At 65.7% G+C, this 22,971-nt stretch carries 21 protein-coding genes; 5 read left to right on the top strand and 16 right to left on the bottom strand.

Annotated elements, in window-relative coordinates:
- Position 1 precedes the first annotated feature (1 nt).
- The 8 genes from EC845_RS04350 to EC845_RS04315 form a co-directional block, all read right to left on the bottom strand.
- A complete protein-coding gene (locus tag EC845_RS04350) occupies positions 2-1,069 on the bottom strand; it encodes a histone deacetylase family protein (protein ID WP_123295956.1) in 1,068 nt (355 codons plus the stop codon).
- Positions 1,070-1,072: 3 nt separating this feature from the next.
- Positions 1,073-2,482, bottom strand: coding sequence for an aspartate aminotransferase family protein (locus tag EC845_RS04345; RefSeq protein WP_123295955.1), 1,410 nt, complete (start codon positions 2,480-2,482; stop codon positions 1,073-1,075).
- Between the two features lie 134 nt (positions 2,483-2,616).
- Positions 2,617-3,594, bottom strand: a complete 978-nt coding sequence (locus EC845_RS04340) for a glyoxylate/hydroxypyruvate reductase A (protein ID WP_233597923.1) — start codon at positions 3,592-3,594, stop codon at positions 2,617-2,619.
- Positions 3,587-5,266, bottom strand: coding sequence for an ABC transporter ATP-binding protein (locus tag EC845_RS04335; protein ID WP_123296358.1), 1,680 nt, complete (start codon positions 5,264-5,266; stop codon positions 3,587-3,589). Before EC845_RS04335 ends, EC845_RS04340 begins: the two co-directional genes overlap by 8 nt.
- A 32-nt stretch (positions 5,267-5,298) precedes the next feature.
- A complete protein-coding gene (locus EC845_RS04330; protein WP_123295953.1) occupies positions 5,299-6,141 on the bottom strand; it encodes an ABC transporter permease in 843 nt (280 codons plus the stop codon).
- Between the two features lie 25 nt (positions 6,142-6,166).
- Complete coding sequence (locus EC845_RS04325) at positions 6,167-7,141, bottom strand: ABC transporter permease (RefSeq protein WP_123295952.1); 975 nt, start codon at positions 7,139-7,141, stop codon at positions 6,167-6,169.
- A 43-nt stretch (positions 7,142-7,184) separates the two neighbouring features.
- A complete protein-coding gene (locus tag EC845_RS04320; RefSeq protein WP_123295951.1) occupies positions 7,185-8,750 on the bottom strand; it encodes an ABC transporter substrate-binding protein in 1,566 nt (521 codons plus the stop codon).
- Positions 8,751-8,926: 176 nt separating this feature from the next.
- Positions 8,927-9,718 (bottom strand): class II aldolase/adducin family protein, encoded by a 792-nt coding sequence (locus EC845_RS04315; RefSeq protein WP_123295950.1) that lies wholly within the window; start codon positions 9,716-9,718, stop codon positions 8,927-8,929.
- 463 nt (positions 9,719-10,181) lie between these two features.
- Between EC845_RS04315 and EC845_RS04310 the strand changes: the two genes are divergently transcribed.
- Positions 10,182-11,333, top strand: coding sequence for a type II asparaginase (locus EC845_RS04310; protein ID WP_123295949.1), 1,152 nt, complete (start codon positions 10,182-10,184; stop codon positions 11,331-11,333).
- Positions 11,334-11,561: 228 nt separating this feature from the next.
- Complete coding sequence (locus tag EC845_RS04305) at positions 11,562-11,939, top strand: hypothetical protein (protein ID WP_123295948.1); 378 nt, start codon at positions 11,562-11,564, stop codon at positions 11,937-11,939.
- A gap of 73 nt (positions 11,940-12,012) precedes the next feature.
- Here EC845_RS04305 and EC845_RS04300 read toward each other — a convergent pair whose 3' ends face one another.
- The 4 genes from EC845_RS04300 to prpC form a co-directional block, all read right to left on the bottom strand.
- On the bottom strand, positions 12,013-12,888 hold the full coding sequence (locus EC845_RS04300) for an oxaloacetate decarboxylase (protein ID WP_123295947.1): 876 nt from the start codon (positions 12,886-12,888) through the stop codon (positions 12,013-12,015).
- Between the two features lie 11 nt (positions 12,889-12,899).
- Positions 12,900-14,351 carry a bifunctional 2-methylcitrate dehydratase/aconitate hydratase gene (locus EC845_RS04295; protein WP_123295946.1) on the bottom strand — a complete coding sequence of 484 codons (1,452 nt, stop codon included), beginning with the start codon at positions 14,349-14,351 and terminating at the stop codon, positions 12,900-12,902.
- A 29-nt stretch (positions 14,352-14,380) separates the two neighbouring features.
- Positions 14,381-14,989 (bottom strand): hypothetical protein, encoded by a 609-nt coding sequence (locus tag EC845_RS04290; RefSeq protein WP_148077238.1) that lies wholly within the window; start codon positions 14,987-14,989, stop codon positions 14,381-14,383.
- A gap of 116 nt (positions 14,990-15,105) precedes the next feature.
- Positions 15,106-16,260 (bottom strand): 2-methylcitrate synthase, encoded by a 1,155-nt coding sequence (prpC, locus tag EC845_RS04285; protein ID WP_123295944.1) that lies wholly within the window; start codon positions 16,258-16,260, stop codon positions 15,106-15,108.
- 195 nt (positions 16,261-16,455) lie between these two features.
- On the opposite strand from prpC, the gene EC845_RS04280 reads away from it, so the two are divergent.
- A complete protein-coding gene (locus EC845_RS04280) occupies positions 16,456-17,943 on the top strand; it encodes a short-chain fatty acyl-CoA regulator family protein (RefSeq protein WP_123295943.1) in 1,488 nt (495 codons plus the stop codon).
- A 1-nt stretch (position 17,944) separates the two neighbouring features.
- Here EC845_RS04280 and EC845_RS04275 read toward each other — a convergent pair whose 3' ends face one another.
- The 4 genes from EC845_RS04275 to EC845_RS04260 all read right to left on the bottom strand — a co-directional run bounded on the left by EC845_RS04275 (position 17,945) and on the right by EC845_RS04260 (position 20,508).
- Positions 17,945-18,391 carry a guanylate cyclase gene (locus tag EC845_RS04275; RefSeq protein ID WP_123295942.1) on the bottom strand — a complete coding sequence of 149 codons (447 nt, stop codon included), beginning with the start codon at positions 18,389-18,391 and terminating at the stop codon, positions 17,945-17,947.
- Between the two features lie 80 nt (positions 18,392-18,471).
- Entirely contained in the window at positions 18,472-18,963 is a 492-nt protein-coding gene (locus tag EC845_RS04270; RefSeq protein WP_123295941.1) for a GAF domain-containing protein, read from the bottom strand.
- A 510-nt stretch (positions 18,964-19,473) separates the two neighbouring features.
- Positions 19,474-20,112 (bottom strand): LysE family translocator, encoded by a 639-nt coding sequence (locus tag EC845_RS04265; RefSeq protein WP_123295940.1) that lies wholly within the window; start codon positions 20,110-20,112, stop codon positions 19,474-19,476.
- Between the two features lie 66 nt (positions 20,113-20,178).
- Entirely contained in the window at positions 20,179-20,508 is a 330-nt protein-coding gene (locus EC845_RS04260; protein ID WP_123295939.1) for a 2Fe-2S iron-sulfur cluster-binding protein, read from the bottom strand.
- Between the two features lie 76 nt (positions 20,509-20,584).
- Between EC845_RS04260 and EC845_RS04255 the strand changes: the two genes are divergently transcribed.
- Together EC845_RS04255 and gshA are read left to right on the top strand one after the other, a co-directional pair.
- Positions 20,585-21,247, top strand: coding sequence for an alpha/beta hydrolase (locus tag EC845_RS04255; RefSeq protein WP_123296357.1), 663 nt, complete (start codon positions 20,585-20,587; stop codon positions 21,245-21,247).
- Positions 21,248-21,355: 108 nt separating this feature from the next.
- Entirely contained in the window at positions 21,356-22,936 is a 1,581-nt protein-coding gene (gene gshA / locus EC845_RS04250; RefSeq protein ID WP_123295938.1) for a glutamate--cysteine ligase, read from the top strand.
- The last annotated feature ends 35 nt before the right edge of the window (positions 22,937-22,971 follow it).

Raw genomic sequence — 22,971 nt, 5'->3', positions numbered from 1 at the left:
GTCAGGCTCCGAGGCCGTCGAGCAGCGCGCTCAGGCCGGGCTGCAGCGCCTCGACGAGGTAGCCGCCCTCCTGCACGATGACCAGCGGCAGGCCCAGCAGTCGCAACTGCTGCCCGATGTGGCTGTAGGCGGCCATGTCCAGCGCAAAGACGCCGAGCGGATCGTCCTTGTAGGTGTCGAAGCCCATCGCCAGCACCAGCGCGTCGGGCCTGAAATCGCGCAGCCGCTGCAAGGCGGTCGCCAGCGCGGCAAAAAAAGCCGGGTTGCCGCTGCCGTGCGCGAGCGGCAGGTTGAGGTTGCAGCCCACACCGGCGCCGTGGCCGGTCTCTTCGGCGTAACCGACATAGAACGGGTAATAGTTGTCGGTGGCGGCATGCGTCGAGATCGTGAGCACGTCGTCTCGCGTGTAGAAGATGTTCTGTGTGCCGTCGCCATGGTGAACGTCCACATCCAGCACCGCGACACGCGATCGGCGCGCCGGGTCCAGTCCGTCGACCAGGTGCTGCGCGGCCGTGGCGCTGTTGTTCACATAACAGAAGCCGCCGGCACGGTCGTGATAGGCATGGTGTCCCGACGGTCGGCACAGCGCGTAGGCCAGCCGTTGTCCGTCGCAGAGCGCCTGTGCCGCCGCTGCGGCGCTGTGAGCCGAACGCAGAATCGAACGCCAGCTGTGGGCCCCGAGGGGGCAGGCCAGGTCGCCGATGTAGTAGCCCGTCTGCGCCACGATCGATGAAGAGGGGCAGGGCGGCCGCTGGTGGCCGGGCTGCGCTCCGTGGTAGGCCGACAGATTGGGCAGCACCTCGATGCCGGGCTCGAGCCCCGTTTGTGCCAGTGCACGCCAGCGTTCGTAGGCGCTTTCGAGGTAGTCGAGGTAATGCCGGGCGTGCACCTTCTCGAGCGGCGCGCGGCCGGCGTCCGCTGGCTCGTGGGTCTCGATCCCGAAGCCCGCCAGCGCAGCCTGCAGCGCGTGCGCACGCGAGGCCAGATCGGTCGGCTTGCTGATACGCCCCAGCCGCATGAACTGCTGCGGATCGTGCAGCAGCTGGTCTTGCGAAAAGAAGGCCTGCATGGTTCAAGCCTCTTGCGGCTGCAGGGCGGGCGCAGAAGAGGGCATTGCCGTGTGGGCCTCGAACGCGTCGAGCGCTGCATTCAGCCGTGCGAACAGCTCATCGATCTGCTCGGCCGTCGAGATCAGCGGCGGGCACAGCGCCACCGTGTCGCCCATGGCACGCACGATCAGCCCCCGTTCCTGCGCCAGCCGCGCCACGGTGGCGCCCGCCTTGAGCGCAGGATCGAAGGGCGTCATGCCCGCCTTGTCGCTGACCAGTTCGATGGCGCCGATCAGGCCGACACCGCGCGCTTCGCCCACGCTGCGGCGTTGCGCCAGGGCTCGAAGCTGTCGCTGGAAGGCCGGTGCCGCGCGGCGGACCTGCCCCACGATGTCGTCTTCTTCGTAGACCTTCAGTGTCTCGAGCGCCACCGCCGCCGCCACCGGATGGCCCGAGTAGGTGTAGCCGTGGCCGAAGGTCCCGATCCTGCCGCTGTTGGCGGCCAGCGCATCGTGTACCTTGGCCGAGACCATCACGGCCGACATCGGCATGTAGCCCGAGGTCAGGGCCTTGGCACAGGTCAGGATGTCGGGCTGCATGCCGAACGTGGTGGAGCCGAACATCTCGCCGGTGCGGCCGAAACCGCAGATCACTTCGTCGGCGACCAGCAGCACGTCGTACTTGCGCAGCACCGCCTGGATTTTTTCGAAGTAGGTCTCGGGCGGCACGATCACGCCGCCGGCCCCCATCACGGGCTCGGCGAAGAAGGCCGCCACGGTGTCGGGCCCCTCGGCCAGGATGCGCTGTTCCAGCGACTCGGCCAGGCGGGTGGCGAAATCGGATTCGCTTTCGCCCGGTTGGCCATAGCGGTAGTGATGCGGGCATTCCACATGCAGGATGCGGTCGATGGGCAGATCGAAGTCCCGATGGTTGGCCACCAGCCCGCTGAGGCTGGCCGCAGCCACCGTCACGCCGTGATAGGCCCGTTGGCGCGCGATGATCTTTTTCTTCTGCGGCTGGCCGATGGCATTGTGGTAGTACCAGACCATCTTCACGGCCGAGTCGTTGGCCTCCGAGCCCGAATTGGCAAAGAACACGCGGGCCATGGGCACCGGGGCCTGTGCCAGCAGTTTGGCGGCCAGTTCGGCCACTGCCGGGTTGGACCGGTGATTGAAGGTGTGATAGTAGGGCAGCGTCTGCAGGGCCCGGATGCCTGCGGCCACCAGACGCGGATGGCTGAAGCCCAGCGAACTGCACCACAGGCCCGACATGCCCTCGATGTAGCGCCGCCCGTGTTCGTCCTCCACGTGAATGCCGTCGCCCCGGGTGATCACGAACGGCCCCACGGCGGCGTGGTCGGCCAGATTGGTGAACGGATGCAGATGGGCCTGGATGTCCTGCGCGGCCAGTTCGCTGGGCGGTTGTCGGGTCATGGTGGCGTCTCTTCGAAGTTTGGGGATGGGTGTCGGGGGTGGCGCCGCGGCTGTGTTCATCGTGGCGCCGGCTACGGTGTTCGTTCGATGTCGCTGCAGGGCTGTCGGTGTGCGGCGATGGCGTCGCATGCGTGTCAGTAGCCGCGCGCCAGGTCGGTCGCACCCGGTGCGGGCCGCCCGCTCAGTACGGCTTCGTAGTTCGACTTGGCCTGCCGGGCGATCACCAGAGGCGCCGTGCGCGTGGCGATGTGCGGCGTGACCGTGATGCGGGGATGGCGCCAGAACGGATGGTCCTGGGGCAGCGGTTCTTGCGAGAACGCATCGAGCGTGGCGCCGCCGAGGTGGCCACTGTCCAGCGCCTCGATCAGATCGGGTTCGACCAGATGGTCGCCGCGGCCGACGTTGACCACGTGCGCGCCTGCGGGCAACCGGGCAAACAGCCGGGCGCCGAGCAGTCCCTGGGTCTCGTCGGTGAGCGGCAGCAGGCACACCAGCGTGTCGCAGCCCGACAGAAAATCGTCGAGCTGATCAGGGCCGTGAAACGACGAGATCCCGCCCGGCAAGCCCGTCTTGGGGCCCCGGCTCCAGCCGCGTACCGCGTAGCCGATGGCCGCCAGCGCATGCGCGCAATGCAGCCCCAGCGTGCCCAATCCTGCAATCCCCACCCGGTGCCGGCGTGCCGGTACCACCGCCTGCTCCTGCCAGCGTGCGCTGCGCTGGCTGTCGAGGTAGGCATCCATGCTGCGCTGCCGATGCGTCACCGCCCAGCACACATAGGCTGCCATGCCGCTGGCCATGTCGGGATCGACGATGCGGCAGACGGGCAGCGCGGGCAAGTCCGGATCGGCGGTGATGTGGTCCACGCCGGCACCCACCGACTGGATCATCTTGAGTCCCGGCATGCGTGCCATCAGGCCATGCTGCGGCATCCAGCAGACCACCATGTCGATGGCGTCGAGCGGCTGCAGGTCGGCTTCGCTGTGGGCCGTACCGCCGGGCAGCAGGCGGGCCTGCGGAAACACCTCGCGAAACGCGGGCAGCAGGTAACGCGTATCGAGCTGGTCGCTGAGGAACGCGATGGTGGGGTCCTTCGGCATGGCGGTTTCAGTCATGTAAGGTCTGCGTGGCTGCAGCGTGGACAGGGGGGTGTGCCGAATCGAGCCGCGGAATGGCTTCGATCAGCGTCCGGGTGTAGTCATGCTCCGGACTGCCCAGCACCCGGGCCGTGGTGCCGTACTCGACGATGCTGCCGCGCTGCATCACGGCGATGTGGTCGCACATCTGGCCGGCCACCCGCAGGTCGTGCGTGATGAACACCATGGCCAGCTTGAAGCGCTCGCGCACTTCGGCGAAGAGGTCGAGCACCTGGGCCTGGACCGACACGTCGAGCGCGGACACCGGTTCGTCGGCCACCAGCAGTTCGGGCTCCATGGCCAGTGCCCGTGCAATGCCGATACGCTGGCGCTGTCCGCCCGAGAACTCGTGCGGAAAACGGTGCGCAGCCTCTTCGTTGAGCCCCACCAGCTTGAGCAGCCGAAGCACACGCGCCATGGCCTCGTCCTTCGAGAGGCCCTGTGCGATGGGGCCGGCCGCAATCGTGGGGCCGATGCGATGGCGTGGATTGAGCGAGGCGTACGGGTCCTGGAACACCATCTGGATCTTGCCTTGCGCCAGGGTGCGGAACTGATGGCCGGACACGAGGCTCCGGCCCTTGAACAGGATGCGGCCGCCATCGAACGGGTTGAGTCCCACCAGGCAACGGCCCACCGTGGACTTGCCCGAGCCCGACTCGCCGACCAGCCCCAGCGTCTCGCCGCGGCGCAGCTCGAAGCTGATGCCGTTGGCTGCGTGCACCTCGCGGCCGCGCTTGAACAGTCCGCCTCCCGAGACGTAGGTCTTGTGCAGATCCTGGACCTGCAGGATACGGATGTCGTCGCGCCGTTCCTGCGGCTGCCGCACCTCGCCCGACGGAATCGCCTCGATCAGCTTGCGTGTGTAGGCATGGCGTGGGCGCCGCAGCACGTCGGCCGCGCTGCCGCTTTCCACCACCGTGCCGGTCTGCATCACCACCACTTGGTCGGCAATTTCCGAGACCACGCCGAAATCGTGCGTGATGAACAGAACGGCCGTGCCGCGCCGTTGCTGCAGCTCGCGGATGAGCTTCAGAATCTGTGCCTGCGTGGTCACGTCCAGGGCCGTGGTCGGCTCGTCGGCAATCAGCAGGCGGGGCTCCAGCAGCAGGGCGCAGGCGATCATCACGCGCTGGCGCTGGCCGCCGGACAGCCGGAAGGGATAGCTGTCGATCAGCAGCTCGGGATCGGGCAGCCCGACATCGGTCAGGGCCGAGACGATGCGGCGGCGTTTTTCGGCCGCAGGCAGCGATACGTGCGCATCGAACACCTCGGCGAGCTGTTCGCCGATGCGCATGACCGGATTGAGGGCCGTCATCGGCTCCTGGAAGATCATGCCGATGCGCCGGCCCCGCAGGCCGCGCAGACTGGATTCCGAGAGCGTCAGCAGATCCTGGCCATCGAACAGGATCCGGCCGGCGACCGGCTCGACGTGGGGCCGCGGCAACAGGCCCATCACCGCATTGGCGATCATCGACTTGCCCGAGCCGGACTCGCCCACGATGCACAGCGTCTGGCCAGGCTGCAGCGAGAAGCTCGCCGCGTTCACGGCCAGCGTGCGGTCGCCGCCTTCGGGCAGGCGGATGCTCAGTCCATGGATGTCGAGCACGGGCTCGGCGGCCGGCGCAGTCCCGTCTGCGGTGTCTCGTTGCATGGCGAGTTCCAATTCCCGGGGGGTGCGTGCGTTCATCGGCCTCGTCCTCCGGAGCGTGTGTTCAGGCCGTCGTTGAGTCCTTCGCCGACCAGGTTGAGCGCCAGCACGGTCAGCACGATGGCCAGGCCGGGGAACACCGCCATCCACCAGGCTTGGCGCAGCACCGTGCGCGCCGTGCCCACCATGTAGCCCCAGCTCATCATGTTGGGGTCGCCCAGGCCCATGAAGCTCAGCGAAGACTCGAGCAGAATCGCCGTCGCCACCATCAGCGAGGCCATCACCACGATCGGCGAGGCCGCATTCGGCAGGATCTGCGTCAGGATCACCCGCGGCGTCGACTGCCCCGCGAGCAGCGCGGCCGCCACGAAATCGCGCTGGCGCAGCGTGAGGAATTCGCTGCGCACCAGCCGGGCCACGGGCGGCCACGAGACGATGGCGATGGCCGTCACGATGGAGTTCACCGAGGGCTCGAAGATCGCCACCAGCACGATGGCCAATGCAAAGCTCGGAACGGCCTGGAACAGCTCGGTGAAGCGCATGAGCGCCGCATCGATCCAGCCGCCGAAGTAGCCCGAGATCGCGCCCAATGTCACGCCGATGATCAGCGACACCAGCGTCGAGACCACGCCGATCATCAGCGAGACCCGCGCGCCGTAGATCACGCCCGAGAGAATGTCGCGCCCCATGGTGTCGGTCCCCATCGCCAGGCCTGTCTCCTGCAGCGGGGAGAGGAAAGGCATCTGCACCATGTCCCAGGGGTCGTTGGCCGCGAACAGGGGGCCCACGGCCGCCAGCAGCAGCACCAGCATCATCACGATCAGGCCGAACACCGCGCCTTTGTTGCGGCAGTATCGGCGCCAGAAATTGTTGTTCATGGCAGGACGCTCCTCGGAGTCGGGTTCAGGACAGTTCGATGCGGGGATCGACCAGGGTGTAGACCAGGTCGGTGACGAGGTTGAGCAGCACCGCCATGGCGGCCGTCACCAGGAAACAACCCAGCAGCAGGTTGTAGTCGCGCTGCAGCAGCGCGTCGAACATCAGCCGGCCGATGCCCGGCCAGGCAAAGACCGTCTCGGTCAGCACGGCGCCGCCGATCATGCCGCCGGCCTGGATGCCGGCCAGCGTCACCACCGGCAGCAGGGCATTGCGCAGAATGTGGGCGCGGTGGATGCGGCCCGGCCGCACGCCCTTGGCCCGTGCGGTCTTGACGAAATCCATCTGTGCCACCTCCAGCATGGAGGCCCGTGTCATGCGTGCATAGACGGCCATGTAGAACAGCGCCAGCGTCAGCGAGGGCAGCACCAGGTGCTTGAGGATGTCCCAGGCCAATGCCAGTCCCTGCAGGTTCTCCCCCACGGTGAAGTAGCCGAAGCCCGGCAGCCAGTCCAGCTTCACCGTGAAGAACAGCACCGCCATCATGGCCAGCCAGTACAGCGGCGTGGCGTAGAAGACCAGCGCCACCACGGTGATCGCACTGTCGACCCAGGTCCCCGCCTTGCGGCTGGCCCAGGCCCCCAGTGCCACGCCCAGGATCAGCGACAGCACGAACGCGCTGCCCGTCAGCAGCAGCGTGGCCGGCAGGCGCTCCAGAATCAGGTCCAGCACCGGCTGCTGCTGACGGTACGAGTACCCCAGATCCAGCCGCACCACATGCCCCAGGTAGCTGGCGAGCTGGGTCGTCAGGGGCTTGTCCAGCCCGAACTGTTCCTTGAGCTGGGCCACGAACTGCGGATCCGACGCGCCGGCTTCGCCCGCCATCACGGCGACCGGATCGCCCGGGGCCGCACGCACCAGCATGAAGTTGACCGAGGCGATCACGAGGATCGCGATCAGGCCCTGGGCGATGCGCGTGAACATGAACTGAAGACGCTTCATGGCGTGTTCCTGTGTGAGGAGGGAAAACCGGCCGGCCCGCGCCTCAGGCGAGCTTGGCGTAGCCCAGGCTGTCGTTGAGACCGATGCCCGAACTGATCAGGTTGCTCACCTTGGTGCGGTAGAGCGTGGGGAAATTGATCTCGTGCAGCCAGGCAACGGGCACCTCCTGCAGCAGCAGTTTCTGCACCTCGTCGTAAAGGGCCTTGCGTTTGGCCGGATCGATTTCGCGCGCACCCGCCTCGAACAGTTCGTCGACCTTCGGGTTGCTGTAGCCCTCGACGTTGTTGAAGGGCGAGCCCTTGGCGATGTTGGCCGTGGTGTAGTTGCGTGCCACGCCCAGCGCCGGGTCGCCGTACTGGTAGACATAGGTGAAGGCCATGTCGTAGTCCCACTCGTTGAGACGCTGGTTCCAGCCCGCCACGTCGGTGGCCGTGAGTTCGACCTTGATCCCGGCCTGAATGAGGTTCTGGCGCACGATTTCGGCCTGCCGTTGCCAGCTCTCGCCGTAGGGCAGCGGCAGCAGGCGCAGCGTCTCGCCCTGGTAACCGGCCTCCTCGAGCAGTTTCTTGGCCTTGGCCAGGTCGCGCGGGTACTTGGCCACATCGTCGCTGTAGTACTTGATGTTGCTGTTGAACGGGCCGGTCGCGGGCTTGGCGTAGCCCTGCCAGGCAATCTTGGCCATGGCCTCGCGGTCGATCGCGAACATCACCGCCTGCCGGAACTTGACGTTGTCCATGGGCTTCTTGCGGTTGTTGAGCCACAGCCACGAATGCGGCGCAAAGAACTCCCAGCCCTTGGTCGTCACCGCTGCGCCCGGCAACTTGGAGAGCCGCGCCACGTCGAAGAACTCGACCGATCCACCCGGCACGATGTCGACCTTGCCCGACTCGAAGGCCGCAGCCCGCGAGGCCGCATCCGGAATGACGTGGAAATAGACACTGGCCACCGAGGGCACGCCGGCGATGTGGTAACCCTCGTTGGCAACGATCTGGATGTACGAACCCTTGACCCATTCCTTGAACTTGAACGGTCCCGTGCCGATGGGCGTGGCATTCGCCGGGTTGTTCAGGAAATCCGTACCTTCGTAGATGTGTTTGGGCACCATCGGCATGGTGCCGGTCTCGAAAATGCCCAGGAAGGGGCCGAAGGGATACTTCAGCTTGAACTCCACGGTCAGCGGGTCCAGCGCCTTGATCGACTCGACCGCCGCCAGGTTGCCCCGGAAACGGGCGTGTGTCTTGCGCAGAAAGACGTCGGCAGAAAACACCACGTCGTCTGCGGTGAACGGCTTGCCGTCATGCCATTTCACGTTCGGCTTGAGCTTGAACACATAGGTCAGGCCGTCGGTGCTCATGGTCCAGGAGGTGGCCAGCAGCGGGTGGGGATCGAGCTTCTCGTCGTAGCGCAGCAAACCCTCGTAGATGTTGCCGGCGATCAGCTGCGTCGGTCCGTTCTGCACGATGCCGAGCATCAGCCCGGGGGGCTCCGGTTGCACGATGGCATTGAGCGTGCCGCCCGCCTTGCCTTGGGCAAGCACGTGCAGCGGCACTCCGGCGATCGACAGGCCAAGGCCTGCGGCTCCCATCTGAATCATCTGGCGGCGTTTCATGGCGTAGGGCTCCTTGCGGGGTCTCGGTAGGAATGAAAATGGAAGAGGTCGAAAACGAGGCGGCGTGCAGCCGGTCCGGCCGAATGGCTGGGTACGGGGCAGGGCACCGGTGGCGCGGCGGAACGGGGGCTGGTCGGCTTCGGCCGCTGCGTCGGGCCGATCCGGCGACGCGTCGCTCAATCGCGAAACGAGGTGCTGGCAGCCGGTTCGAGCCGCTGCAGATAGGCTTTCCACTCGCGCTCGTACGGATCGCGGCTGCCTGCCTTGCGGTTCGTTTCCCAACCTTCGTACTGCCTTGCGGTCAGCTCTCGCACGTCTTCGGGCACCGGATACACGGGCTGGCCCGTCGACTGGATCGCCATCTGCACCCGGCAGGCCCGTTCGAGGTTCATCATCAGGATGAAAGCCTCGGCCACGCTGGTCCCGCACGTCAGCAATCCATGGTTGCGCAGGATCAGCGCCTTGGCCGTCGGGCCGAGGTCGGCGGTCAGGCGTTCGCGTTCTTCATGGTTCAGCGCGATGCCCTCGAACGCGTGATAGACCACACGGTTGTGGAACTGCAGCGCCCACTGGTTGCATGGCTCCAGCCCGCAGGCGAGCGACGAGACGCCCACGCCCGCGATCGTGTGCGTATGCAGCACGCAGTTGGCGTCGTGGCGCGCCATGTGCACGGCGCTGTGGATGGTGAAACCTGCCGGATTCACCGCGTACTCGGTGGGCTCGACGATGCGCCCCTCGGTGTCGATCTTGACCAGCGACGAGGCCGTGATGTCCCGGAACAGCATGCCGAACGGGTTGATGAGGAACTGGTCATCGGTGCCGGGAACCCGCGCCGAGATGTGGGTGTAGATGCTGTCGTCCAAACCGAAATACGCCACCAGCCGATAGGCGGCGGCCAGGTCTTCGCGCACCTTGCGTTCCGCGTCGGAGGCCGTCTCGGTCGAGGGCTTCAAGATCGTCAATGCCATGAAGGGTGTCCTTGCTGGGAGGTGCGCACCGTCGGGCCGTTGGCCGCCTGATACGCGATTCAAGAATCTGTCGACAGTTGACATGTACGCAAAGAGCGGGCCAGCTTGAAAGCCGGCTTCAAGGCATCTGCAGCAAGAAAACGCACCAGATCAACGTCTAGATGCGCTGAGTTGACGCATTTCCAGACTTTCTGGTGCATCGGATTGCAGATTTTCAGAAGACGCTGGGTTGTGATTTTTTCTCGAGATATGCAATTTTGGAATTTGATGTTGTCGCTTGTTCATATCTGCGGGTTAACCGTGTGAGAAAAGATCTTGGACTGGTGCCGGAAACCTTTGGCCACCGCTACGATATCGGTACCGGCAATCAGCGGCGTCCCGGCTGTTGTCGAGCGCGGCTCTCTCCGAGCCGATCCTCAGGTTCATGCATCGTCCCAACCTCTACCTGCCAGAAGGAACAAACATGAGATTCAAGCTGAACACCCTGATTGGCGCCTCCGCGCTGGCGCTGCTGGTCAGCGGCTGCGCGGCGCCGACTGCCCAGAGCACGGCATCCGCGCCGGCGCCAGCCGTCGCCGTGGCGGCTGCACCCGCCGTGGCTCCGGCGTCTGTGCAACCGGCTGCCACCTTGCCGCATGTCGTCGTGTTGGCGACCGGCGGGACGATCGCTGGCGCGGGTGCATCGGCGGCCAACAGTGCCACCTATGCGGCAGCCAAGGTGCCGGTCGACAAGTTGCTCGCCGGTCTGCCCGAACTCGGCAGCGTGGCGCGAGTGAGCGGCGAGCAGGTGTTCCAGATCGCCTCGGAAAGCTTCACCAACGACAACCTGCTGACCCTGGCGCGCCGCGTCTCCGAGCTCGCCAAACAGCCCGGCGTCGACGGCATCGTCGTCACCCATGGCACCGATACGCTCGAGGAAACCGGCTTTTTCCTGAATCTCGTGGTCCACACCAACAAACCCATCGTGATGGTGGGCTCGATGCGGCCCGGCACCGCGCTGTCGGCCGACGGCGCGCTCAACCTGTTCGATGCCGTCAGCGTGGCTGCCAGCAAGGATGCGATGAGCAAGGGCGTACTCGTCACCATGAACGACGAGATCCAGACGGCACGGGACGTCAGCAAACTGGTCAACATCAAGACCGAGGCCTTCAAGAGCCAGTGGGGCCCCCTCGGCATGGTGGTCGAAGGCAAGAACTACTGGTTCCGTGCCCCCGTCAAACGCCACACGGCCTGGTCCGAGTTCAACATCGACAACATCAGCACCCTGCCTCCTGTCGAGATCGTCTACAGCTATGGCAACGTGCCGCCCACCGCCATCCAGGCACTGGGCCAGAGCGGCGTGAAAGCCATCGTCCACGCAGGCACAGGCAACGGTTCGGTGCCCAACCGCATCGTGCCCGAGCTGCAGAAGCTGCGCGCCCAAGGGGTGCAGATCATCCGTTCCTCGCGTGTACCGGCCGGCTTCGTGCTGCGCAATGCCGAGCAGCCCGATGACAAGTACGACTGGGTCGTGGCACACGATCTGAACCCGCAGAAGGCACGCCTGCTGGCAGCCGTGGCTCTGGCCACGACCAACGACAGCCGCGAACTGCAGCGTATCTTCTGGGACTATTGAGCCCAGTCGAGCGGCCGCCCGCGAGAGGGCGGCCAGCGAGCGCTCTCAGGGGGCCGCTCCCTCACACGGGGTGGGCCACCGGCGGCACTGCTTTCCGCGCCGGCCGGCGCTGCATGCCGAGCCATCCGCGCAGCGCAGCGACGCCCATCGGGCCCGCTTTCCTACAGGCTGCGGCGTGCCGCCGTGAGAGCATCACTGGACACGCATAACAACGTCCAGGAGATCACGATGGCACCCACCTCACCGACAGGCCAGAAGACCACGGCGCACAGCGCGCGCGACCGTGGCATGACCCGTTCTGCGCCGAACGATCAAGCCGAAAAACCGGACGGGGAACGCGACATGTCGCGGCACCGCTCGGCCAGCGGCACGGACGAGGAACTTCGCCTGCCGCACGAAAAAGACCAGTCCGCGGATCAGCTCTCCAGCGAGAACGAGCAGGCCACCCGCAAGGTCAAGCAAGCCCATACCGATCTGTCGCGAGGCTTGGTCGATACCGACGAGGGTTATGTGGCCGAATCGGCCAAGCGCGAGCGCGATGCCTCGCAAGCCCGCCAGCCGGCCCCGCCCAAGCCGGGATCGGCCCACAAGACGCCGCCGCGCTGAGCGCGTTTCAGGGTCACGAATGAAAACGGGACGTCGAACGTCCCGTTTTCAATGCACGGCCAGAGCCCCTTGCTCAGGAGCCGTACTTCTTCTCCAGCCCGTCCCAGAACGGCTTGTTGACCAGCCGCTGGCGTTCCTTGAAAGGCGTCACCAGTTGGGGGTCTTCCTGCACTTCCTTCTCGTCGCGCAGCACCGTGAGCGTTTTCTGCATGCCGGCCACAGCGCCTTGCAACGCAGCGTTGGCGTACAGCACAAAACCGAAACCCAGCGCACCCAATTCCTGCGCATTGAAGATCGGTGTCTTGCCGCCGATCACCAGGTTCATCAGCTGCGGCTTGTCGACCAATTGCGGCAGGCGACGCACTTCTTCCTGAGACTCCAGCGCTTCGACGAACAGGATGTCGGCACCGGCTTCGCTGTAGCGCTGTGCCCGCTCGATGGTCGCCTCGAAGCTTTGCGTGCTGCGGGCGTCCGTGCGCGCCATCACCAGGAAATCGGCATCGCGCCGGGCATCGACTGCGGCCTTGATCTTGTCGACCATCTCCGCTGCATCGATCACTTCCTTGCCCGAGAAATGGCCGCATCGCTTGGGACTGACCTGATCCTCGATCTGGATGCAGTCGGCGCCGGCCCGTTCGAGCGTGCGCACCGTCTGGTAGGTGTTGAGCGCGTTGCCGAAACCCGTGTCGGCATCGACGAGCAGCGGAACTTCGACCGCATCGCGGATGCGCGACGTGTGTTCGGCGATATCGGACAAACCCATGAACGCCTGGTCGGGCAGGCCGAACGACATGTTCGTCACACCCGCGCCCGTCACATAGATGGCCTCGAAACCCAGGTCGGCGATGACACGGGCCGACAGCGCATTGAATGCACCCGGCAGCAGCACGCCGCGGCGCGCCGCCGCCAGCGCGCGCAGTTTTTGTTTGGGAGAGAGTTCTGCAGTCATCGGCAGCTTCCTCAGATCACGTAGAGGTCGACGTAAGTGTGGACGGGCATGCTTTCCAGCGCCTTCTGGTCCAGACTGACGGCGAGGATGGCTTCCTGCTGCTTGGGCGGGAACTGGCGCGCCAGATTGGTCCGGAACTTGGCTTCGAGCAGCGGAATGCCGTCCTTGCGGCGGCGCTTGTGGCCGATGGGGTACTCCACCACCACTTCCTTGAGCTTCTTGCCATCCTTGAACTGCACGGTCAGCGCGTTGGCGATGCTGCGCTTGTCCGGGTCGTGGTAATCGGCCGTGAACTGGGTGTCCTCGACGCAGACGATCCGGGCGCGCAGCTTGTCGATGCGCGGATCGGCCGCGAACGAATCCTCGTAATTGGCCGCCGTCAGGTTGCCGAAGATCAGCGGCACGGCCACCATGTACTGGATGCAATGGTCGCGATCGGCCTCGTTGTTGAGCGGGCCTTGCTTGTCGATGATGCGGATGCAGGCCTCGTGGGTGCGGATGGTGATCTTCTCGATGTCGTCGACCGTCTTGCCCGCCTTCTTGAGCTGGGCATGCAGCGTCACGGCGGCTTCCACCGCCGTCTGGCTGTGGAACTCGGCCGGGAAGCTGATCTTGAAGAGCACGTTCTCCATCACGTACGAACCGTAGGGCCGCTGGAACTTGAAGGGCTGGCCCTTGAACAGCACGTCGTAGAAGCCCCAGGTCTTGGCCGTCAGCACGCTGGGATAACCCATCTCGCCGGTCTTGGCGATCAGGGCCAGCCGCACCGCACGGCTGGTCGCGTCGCCGGCTGCCCAGCTCTTGCGGCTGCCCGCATTGGGCGCGTGGCGGTAGGTGCGCAGGCTCTGGCCATCGACCCACGCCAGCGAGACCGCATTGACGATCTCGTCGCGGGAGAGACCCAGCATTTCTGCGACCACGGCGGTCGAGGCCACCTTGACCAGCACCACATGGTCGAGCCCGACCTTGTTGAACGAGTTCTCGAGCGCGATCACGCCCTGGATCTCGTGGGCCTTGATCATGGCGGTCAGCACGTCCTTCATGAGCAGGGGCTTGGCGCCCTTGGCCACGTTGTTGCGGCTGAGCCAGTCGGCCGTCGCCAGAATGCCGCCCAGGTTGTCGCTGGGGTGGCCCCACTCGGCGGCCAGCCACGTGTCGTTGAAGTCCAGCCAGCGGATCATCGTGCCGATGTTGAAGGCGGCCTGGATCGGATCGAGCTGGTGCTGCGTGCCCGGCACCTTGGCGCCGTTCGGCACCACCGTGCCCGGCACCACCGGGCCCAGCAGCTTCTTGCACGCCGGGTACTCCAGCGCCTCGAGCCCGCAGCCCAGCGTGTCGATCAGGCAGTTGCGAGCCGTGTCATAGGCCAGCGACGACTTGATCTTGTACTTGGTCACGTAGTCGACGATGTCGACCAGGACTTGATCGGGTTTGGGACGGACGTTGGAGATGGATGCGGACATGCGGGTCTCTGGCGGAGGTTGAAGAACGGCTACGACGCCTTTTTCTTGGCAGTCGTCGCCGCGGGTTTGGCCGGCGCCTTGCGGGTCGCGGCGGCTTTGCGGGCGGCCGGCTGGTCGGCCACGGGGCCGGCAGTCGGACGGTTGTCGATGTTGCACTCGTCGGCCAGGCGCTGGCCTTCCTTGGCGTTGAGCAGAATCGTCTTGGTCGGGATCTGGATGAGCGTCATGCCCGAGCTCTTGTCCTCGTAGCGGTAGGCGCCGGTGGTGGTTGCCACCTTCTGCAGCACGTAACGCTTCTTGAGCCACTGGATCTCGACTTCCCGTTCCATGTCGAGCCGGTCGACGGCAATATTGGCGCCCAGGTCGCAGTACAGCGTGCCCACGCGCAGGCGTTCCCACCAGCGGTTCTGGGCGTCCACCACCACGGCGGTGACGGGGGCCACCGTTCCGGGCGTCACCGGCGGCGTGACGGCCGGTGCGGGTGCCGAGGCCACGGGCGCGGTCGGCGTCGCTGTCGCGGCTGCCGTCGGCGTGGCCGTCGAATCCTTGGGCTTGAGGAAGTCCGGCAGATGCTGACAGGCCGAGAGAACCACGGCGCTGGTGGCGACCAGCGTCATACGGAAGGGGAAAGTCGTCATGGATAAGCCACGCAGGGTTGGAAAACAGGCATTATCTGACGTACTTCCCTGCACGAAGGTTCCGAGGGGCTCGCAAGTGTTTCAGCGTGTAGGCGGCAGGGCAGGGTCTCGCACCCTCATCCGCGCTGGGCCAGAGGCACAAACACCTGGTCCTCGGGACCGGTGTAGTTGGCACTGGGGCGGATGATCTTGCCGTCCTGGCGTTGCTCGATGATGTGGGCGCTCCAGCCCGCCGTGCGCGCGATCACGAACAGCGGCGTGAAATGGGCCGTCGGCACCCCCATCAGGTGATAACTCACGGCACTGAACCAGTCGAGGTTGGGGAACATCTTCTTGGCATCCCACATCACCGTTTCCAGACGCTCGGCGATGTCGTAGAGCTGCGTGCTGCCGGCTTGCTGCGACAGCTCGCGCGCGACTTCCTTGATGACCTTGTTGCGCGGGTCGCTGACCGTGTACACCGGATGGCCGAAGCCGATCACGACTTCCTTGCGATCCACGCGGGCGCGGATGTCGGCCTCGGCTTCGTCGGCATCGGCATAACGGCTCTGCACCTCGAAGGCGACTTCATTGGCGCCGCCGTGCTTGGGCCCGCGCAAGGCGCCGATGCCGCCCGCAATGGCCGAATACACATCCGAACCGGTGCCGGTGATCACGCGGCTGGCGAAGGTCGACGCATTGAACTCGTGTTCCGCGTACAGGATCAAGCTGACATGCATGGCACGCACCCATTCCGCAGAGGGTGCGCTGCCGTGCAGCAAATGCAGGTAGTGGCCGCCGATGGATTCGTCGTCGGTCTCGACCTCGATGCGCCTGCCGTTGTTGGCATAGTGATACCAGTAGAGCAGGGCGGAGCCCAGCGAGGCCATCAGCTTGTCGGCGATGCCGCGGGCACCGGGCGTGTTGTGGTCGTCCTTCTCGGGCTGGATGGTGCCCAGTGCCGATACGTACGTGCGCATCACGTCCATGGGGTGCGCGGCGGCGGGCAAGGCTTCCAGCACGGCCCTGGCCTGGGCCGGCAAGCCACGCAGGGCCTTGAGTTGGGTCTTGTAGGCGGCCAGTTCGGCTTGTTTGGGCAAGCTGCCGTGCACGAGCAGGTAGGCGATTTCCTCGAACTCGCTGGTCGTCGCCAGGTCCAGGATGTCGTAGCCGCGGTAATGCAGGTCGTTGCCCGTGCGGCCAACGGTGCACAGGGCGGTGTTGCCGGCCGTGACGCCCGAAAGGGCTACCGACTTCTTGGGCTTGAAGCCCGGGGTCGCGTTGTCGCTCATGCGCTTGTCTCCTGTGTTGTGACTCGGCTTCGATGCCCCGTACCGAGTGCTTCTTTGCAGTCTACGCAAGGCAATGCCCCATGTCAGCAATTAATCGGCGAATCCATGGCACGTTTTTGGGGTGAATTTGCGAAGTTTGCGAATATCATGGGGTCATCCCTTTCCACCCGTCTGCCTGGTCCAGGAGTCGCCGTCATGCGCAAGATCTTCATGGGGGTACGCCTGCGTCGTCTGCGCGAGGAGCACGGTCTGACGCAGGCCGCGCTGGCCCGCCAGTTGGGCCTGTCGGCCAGCTATTTCAATCAGATCGAGCAGAACCAGCGCCCCATGACCCTGGCCTTGCTGCTCCGCCTGGGGGCCGCTCTGGACATCGACGTCCAGTCCTTCTCCGAGGACGAGGAAACGCGCATGGTCTCCGCCCTGGGCGAGGTATTTGCCAACCTGCCGGCCAGCGCCGTCGGGCGGGGTACCGACGATGCCCATGTCTCGCAGGCCGAGATCCGCGAGATCGCGGCCAGCATGCCGGCCGTGGGCCGTGCCTTCATCCAGCTGCATCGCCGCCATCGGGAGGCGGTCGAGCGGCTCGAAGCCCTGTCCGAAACCCTGGGCGCACAGGGCCAGGACGGCACCGGCCAGGCCGGCATGCAGCCGCTGCCCTACGAAGAGGTGCGGGACTTCTTCTTCACGCACCACAACCATTTCGCCGAGCTCGACATGGACGCCGAGCGCTGTTTTTCCGACTGGGGTCTGCACGGTCTGCCGCCCTTGCGCCTGGCCGATCGGCTGGCCGAACGCCTGCAGACGCGTCATGGCATCGCGGTGCGCTACACCGAAGGCATCGACCAGGGCCTGGGCATCGCCGGCCTGCATCCCGAGGACGGCCTGCACGAGTCCGCCCAGGCGTGGCCCGGGTCCGAGCCCCTCCCGCCGACAGGGCAACTCGCCCTGGCCCAGCATCTCGACCCGGGCCAGCATGCTTTCCAGATGGCCCAGCGCCTGGCGCTGCTCGAGCGCGGCGGGGTACTCGAACGCATGGCCGACGACCCCCGGTTCTCGGGCGAGCAGGGGCGCCGTCTGGTGCGGTCGGGCCTGGCCAGCTACTTTGCCGCGGCGCTGCTGCTGCCCTACGGCCGTTTCCTGGAGGCCGCCGAAGCCCTGCACTACGACATCGATCTGCTGGGCCAGCGCTTCGGCGTGAGCTTCGAGACCGTCTGCCATCGGCTGAGCACCATGCAGCGGCCGCATGCCACCGGCGTACCGTTCTTTTTCATTCGCGTCGACCGGGCGGGCAATATCTCCAAGCGGCAGTCCGCCACCCATTTCCATTTTTCACGCGTGGGGGGGACCTGTCCGCTCTGGAATGTCTACGAAGCGTTTTCCCATCCGGGACGCATCCTGAGGCAGCTCGCTCGCATGCCCGATGGTCGCACCTACCTCCTGATCGCACGCACCGTCATCCGCCGGACACCGGGCTTCGGTGAACCGGACAAGGTCTTCGCTGTCGCGCTGGGCTGCGATGTCGCCCACGCGCATCGGCTGGTGTACGCCAAGGGACTGGACTTGCTCGACCCCGCCGCCGCCACGCCGATCGGCATGGGGTGCAAGGTGTGCGAGCGGCCGGCCTGCCCGCAGCGCGCCTTTCCCTACATCGGCCGCATGCGCCAGGATGCGGTGCCGCCGTGATTCAGACGTAGTGCGCCAGAATCAGCGCGGATTGCCTGAAGAACTCGAATTCCTTGTCGGCGATGTGGCGTTCGACCACATCGTAGTGGCACAGTGTTCCGTACAGACCGCCGCCCGGGATGGCGACCGGCACGCCGACATAGCTGTGCACGACGCCCTGATAGGGGCTGCCCTCGAGCCGCGCGTCGGCGGCCGAGTCCGTCGTGATGAGCTTGCCGTCGCGCAGCACCACCTGGCAGAAACTCTCGTTCAACTGCACGGTCTGCAGATCCAGCGCACGGATCTCGTTGCGCTCGTCGAAGACCTCCATGTTCCGCAGCAGATCGCCCTCGAGGGCGTAGATCGCGGTGAAACGATGGGGGACCCATTTGTTGAGGTAGCCCAAGGCGGCTTGCAGGCCGAAGCGCCGCAGGCCTGCCTCGAAATCGTCCAGCGAGGGATCCCCCACCGTTTCGTCATGGGGAGTGCCGTGTCCGCCTTGGGGCTCTGATGATTGGAGAGGATGTTCCATATACGGGCGGAAGGTCGTCAAAGCAGATAGGTGAAGCGCTCGGCGGCCGCGCGCAGAAAGGCCGTCTGGCTATCGTCGACAGGACGGGTGTCGAAATCGAAATGGCACAGCGTGCCGTAGACGCCGAGAGCCTTGTCGAGGACAGGCATGCCCAGATAGCTTCTGACGAGCTGCTGGTACTTGTGGCCGTCGAGCAGCGGCTCGTGCAGGGCATCGCAAGTCACGTAGCGCCCATCGCGCAGCACGAACTGGCAATAACTGTCGGCCAGCGGCACTTCCTGCAGGTCGACGCCGCTGATCTCCTGGTTCGCATCGAAGGCCGAGGTGCAATACAGCGTGTTCTGGTGCAGGCGGTACAGCACGGTGAAACGGTGCGGCACCAGGGAGTTGAGATACATCAGGCCCGCACGCACGCCTTCGTTGCGCACCCAGCGCTCGAACTCGTCGAGCGAACCTTGGCGCGACGGGTCCTTGGCGCGTACGCGCTCAAGCAGTGGGTTGATGCTCAATTTATCTCCTCCGTGTGCCGGAAGTGTATCGCGTGACGCTCCGTCCTGCCCACGGACAAAAAAGCCCGCCCCGCAAGGAGCGGGCGGGCTTCGGTATTTGGACGGCGACTCTTACGCGGTCACCGTATTACGGCAGGTCGGCCCTGCAGCTGCCACCAATTATTTTTCTCGTCGTGGTGGCCGACGCGCCGACGTGAGATACGACTGTGTCTGCGCAGACAACGGCTGAATTATAACTGGATCTTATGAAATATGCAAGCCATCATGTGGGATTGTGTCTTTGGATGGTGTCCATCCTTCCTTGCCGAGTCGGGCCGCTTCGGCAGCCGCTCGAATTCAGCCAGAAAAAAGCCCGCACGAAGGCGGGCAAAGACTTGAGGCATCAGCTAACACCAAAGGAACATCTCTCTCTCAAGCGCTTTCATGATCGCCGGTCGGTGTGACACTGGCATGACGCCGTGGAATCTGCAGAGGGCCACGCCGGCCTGGCCGGCGCTCCGTTCCGTTGCATCAGGCCGTCTTGCTGCGCAGACCCAGCAAACCGATGCCCAGCGCCACGAACGTGCCGCCGAAGATGCGGTTGACGAGCCGGATGCGGCTGGCGTGGGTGAGCTGGGTGCGCAGTCCGCGTGCCAGCAGGGCATAGAACGCGTGCGACATCAAGGCGCAGGCGGCAAAGGTCGGGATGAGCACCAGCAACTGGGGCAGCACCGGCTGGCCGGTGTGCACGAATTGCGGGAAGAGGGCGCTGAAGAAAAGAATCGTCTTGGGGTTGGTCAGTGCCACCCACACCCCATGGGCGAAAAGACGCCAGGCCTGCATGGTGGCATGGCCACCCGGCGCTGGCGCGTGGCCCAGGCTGGGCGCCCGGCTGCGCCATTGCCTGATCCCCAGATGGATGAGGTAGGCCGCACCCAACAGCTTGACCGCCAGAAAGGCCGTGGCCGAGGCCGCCAACACCACGCCGAGGCCCGCCGTGGCGGCCGCCGCGACCGCGATCAGGCCCAAGGCATTGCCCAGCGAGCCGATCATGGCACGCCCCGGGCCGTGGCTGACGGCATTCGAGATGACCATCACCACCGCCGGGCCAGGTGAAAACGTCACCAGCAGGGCGACTGCGACAAACGCCAGCCAGCTCGAGAAGTCCATGGTCACCCCTTGTTTTCGACGACGAGGCGATGCCCCGGATGCGGAAGTGTAGCGGCCGAATCCCGATCAGTCCGCGTCGATCGGCCGGCCGGCGCCGGTTGGCTCGGCAACCTGCCGGGTCGCATGCGACTCGCGCAGCACGGCGTCGCCCTGCGGGCACGCGACGCAGGGCAGCACGTAACCCTCTTCTTTTTCGTCCAGGCTCAGGCCCGGCCACGCCAGCGTGTACCGGACCTGCGCGCCGGGTGCATGCACGATGCAGGCGCGGCAGGTGCCGTTGCGGCACGCGCTGCGCAGCTCGATCCCGGCGGCCAGCGCGCCCTGGAGCAAGGTCTGCTCGGGCGTGCATTCATAGGTCCATCCGGATGGTTCAAGGGTGATTCGGTAAGGCATCATGCGTTCTGGCTTGCACGGCCTTGTATTCTCCACGCATCATTGTTGTCCTTTTCGCGAGTTCCCAGTCATGAGCACCATGCCCCGTCTGCCCATCGAGATCGAAACCGGCCCCGAGCCCACTGCGGCCATCATCATCATGCACGGCCTGGGTGCCGACGGTTCCGATTTCGTGCCCGTCGCCCAGGAGCTCGATCTCGGGGCCGTGGGCAATGTGCGTTATGTATTTCCCTACGCGCCCGTGATCCCGGTGACCATCAACGGGGGCTACCAGATGCCCGCGTGGTACGACATCCTGGGCGCCGACCTGGTGCGCCGGGAAGACGAGGGCGGCCTGCGCAGCTCGCGCACCCTGATCGACGGGCTGGTCGACGAGCAGATCGCACGGGGCATTCCCGCCGAGCGCATCGTGGTGGCCGGTTTCTCTCAGGGCTGTGCCATGGCCTTGATGACCGGCCTGCGGTCGCCGCATCGCCTGGCCGGCATCGTCGGCCTTTCGGGTTACCTGCCGCTGGCCGATACCACCGCCGCCGAACGCCATGCCGCCAATCAAGACACGCCCATCTTCCTGGCCGCCGGCGAGTACGACGGCATCGTGCGAATGGAGCGTGCCAGCGCCAGCCGCGACGCGCTGACGGCGCTCGGCTACACCGTCGACTGGCACACCTATCCTATGGAACACTCGGTTTGCCGCGAGGAACTGGCCGATCTCCAGGCCTGGCTGCTGAAGATTCTGGGCTGAGCGCCACGAGGCCAATGTAGACCCCTCGCCTGCAACAGAACTCGATCCGTGATAACTTGCGCCCCCCGCCAGTGTTTTACACGATGTGAAGATCCAGAAAGCAGCCTCATGAGCCGTTTGCAACAACGCCTGTCCTCGCTCACCTCCGCGCGTCTGCAGGACATGCGCCGAGGCATTGAAAAGGAAAGCCTGCGCGCGCTGCCCGATGGAGCGCTTGCGCTGACCCCTCACCCCCAGGCCCTGGGTGCGGCCCTGACACACCCGGCCATCACCACCGATTTCAGCGAATCCCAGATCGAGATCGTGACGGGCGTGCATGGCGACGTCGCCGGCGCGCTGGGCGAGCTCGACGAACTGCATCGTCACGTCTACCGTGTGCTGGCCGAGAACGGCGAGGAAATGCTCTGGGCCTCCAGCATGCCGTGCAGGCTGCCCTCGGATGAGACCATCCCCATCGGCCGCTACGGAACCTCCAATGTGGGCCGCGCCAAGAGCGTCTACCGCATGGGCCTGAGCCATCGCTATGGCCGCCGCATGCAGACGATCTCGGGCATCCACTACAACTGGTCGCTGCCGGACGTCAGCAACGAGGAGTACTTCGGCCTCATCCGCAACTTCCGGCGCAACGCCCCGGTGCTGCTCTATCTGTTCGGCGCTTCGCCCGTGGTGTGTTCGTCTTTCCTCGAAGCCCGGGCCCATGCGCTGCAGCCTCTGGGCGAGTCCAGCCTGTACCTGCCCTATGCCACTTCGCTGCGCATGGGGCGGCTGGGTTACCAGAGCGATGCGCAGTCCACGCTGGCCGTGAGCTACAACGACCTGGACGGCTACGGCGCCTCGCTGCAAGAGGCCCTGACCCAACCCTATCCGGCCTACGAGACCGTCGGCGTGCGCAATCCGGGCGGCGACTACAACCAGTTGTCGACCACGCTGCTGCAGATCGAAAACGAGTTCTACGGCACCATCCGCCCCAAGCGCACGGTGTTTTCCGGCGAACGTCCGCTGCATGCGCTGCGCGAGCGCGGCGTTCAGTATGTCGAGGTCCGCTGCATGGATCTCGATCCCTTCGAGCCTCTGGGCATCAGTGCGGCCACGGCGCGTTTTCTCGATGTCTTCCTGCTTCATTGCCTGCTCACCGACAGCCCGCCCGACAGCCCGGAGGAAATCGAGGTGCTCAAGCGCAACCAGAACCTGGCTGCCGAACGCGGGCGCGAACCGGGCCTGCTCCTGCGCCGCGGCGAGCGCGAAACCACGCTGGCGCAATGGAGCGCCGAGCTGATCGCCGAGTGCGCCGTGATCGCACAGCGCCTCGATGCCGAGACCGGCACCCCGTTGCACACCGAGTCGCTCGAGAACGCGGCCGCCCTGGCCCAGGATCCGTCACGCCTGCCGTCGACACGTGTGCTCGCTGCCATCCGCAACGAGCACGATGGCAGTTTCATGGACTTCGTGCGTGCGCAGTCGCTGTCCCTCCGCGAGGCCGCACTGGCTCACCCGCCCACGGCCGAGCAGGTCGCGCGCTTCGCCGAAGCCAGCACCCTGTCGTTCGAGGTTCAGCGCGAGGTCGAGGCTCGCGACACCATGCCTTTCGAGATCTACCGCCAGCAGTATCTGCTGCCCAGCCGGCTCGGCCTGCGTCCCCGGTCGGCCGAGCCCGAGTTCACGCAGGTGGCCGGCGCAGCCGCGCTGTAACCGGCGAGGCCCGCCGGCGCCTTTCGTGCCCGGCC

Source organism: Comamonas sp. BIGb0124, assembly GCF_003752175.1.
In the GTDB taxonomy this organism is placed as follows: domain Bacteria; phylum Pseudomonadota; class Gammaproteobacteria; order Burkholderiales; family Burkholderiaceae_C; genus Comamonas_F.
The sequence above is the reverse complement of the archived record's forward strand: the minus strand, read 5'-3'. Positions and strand labels throughout refer to the sequence as shown.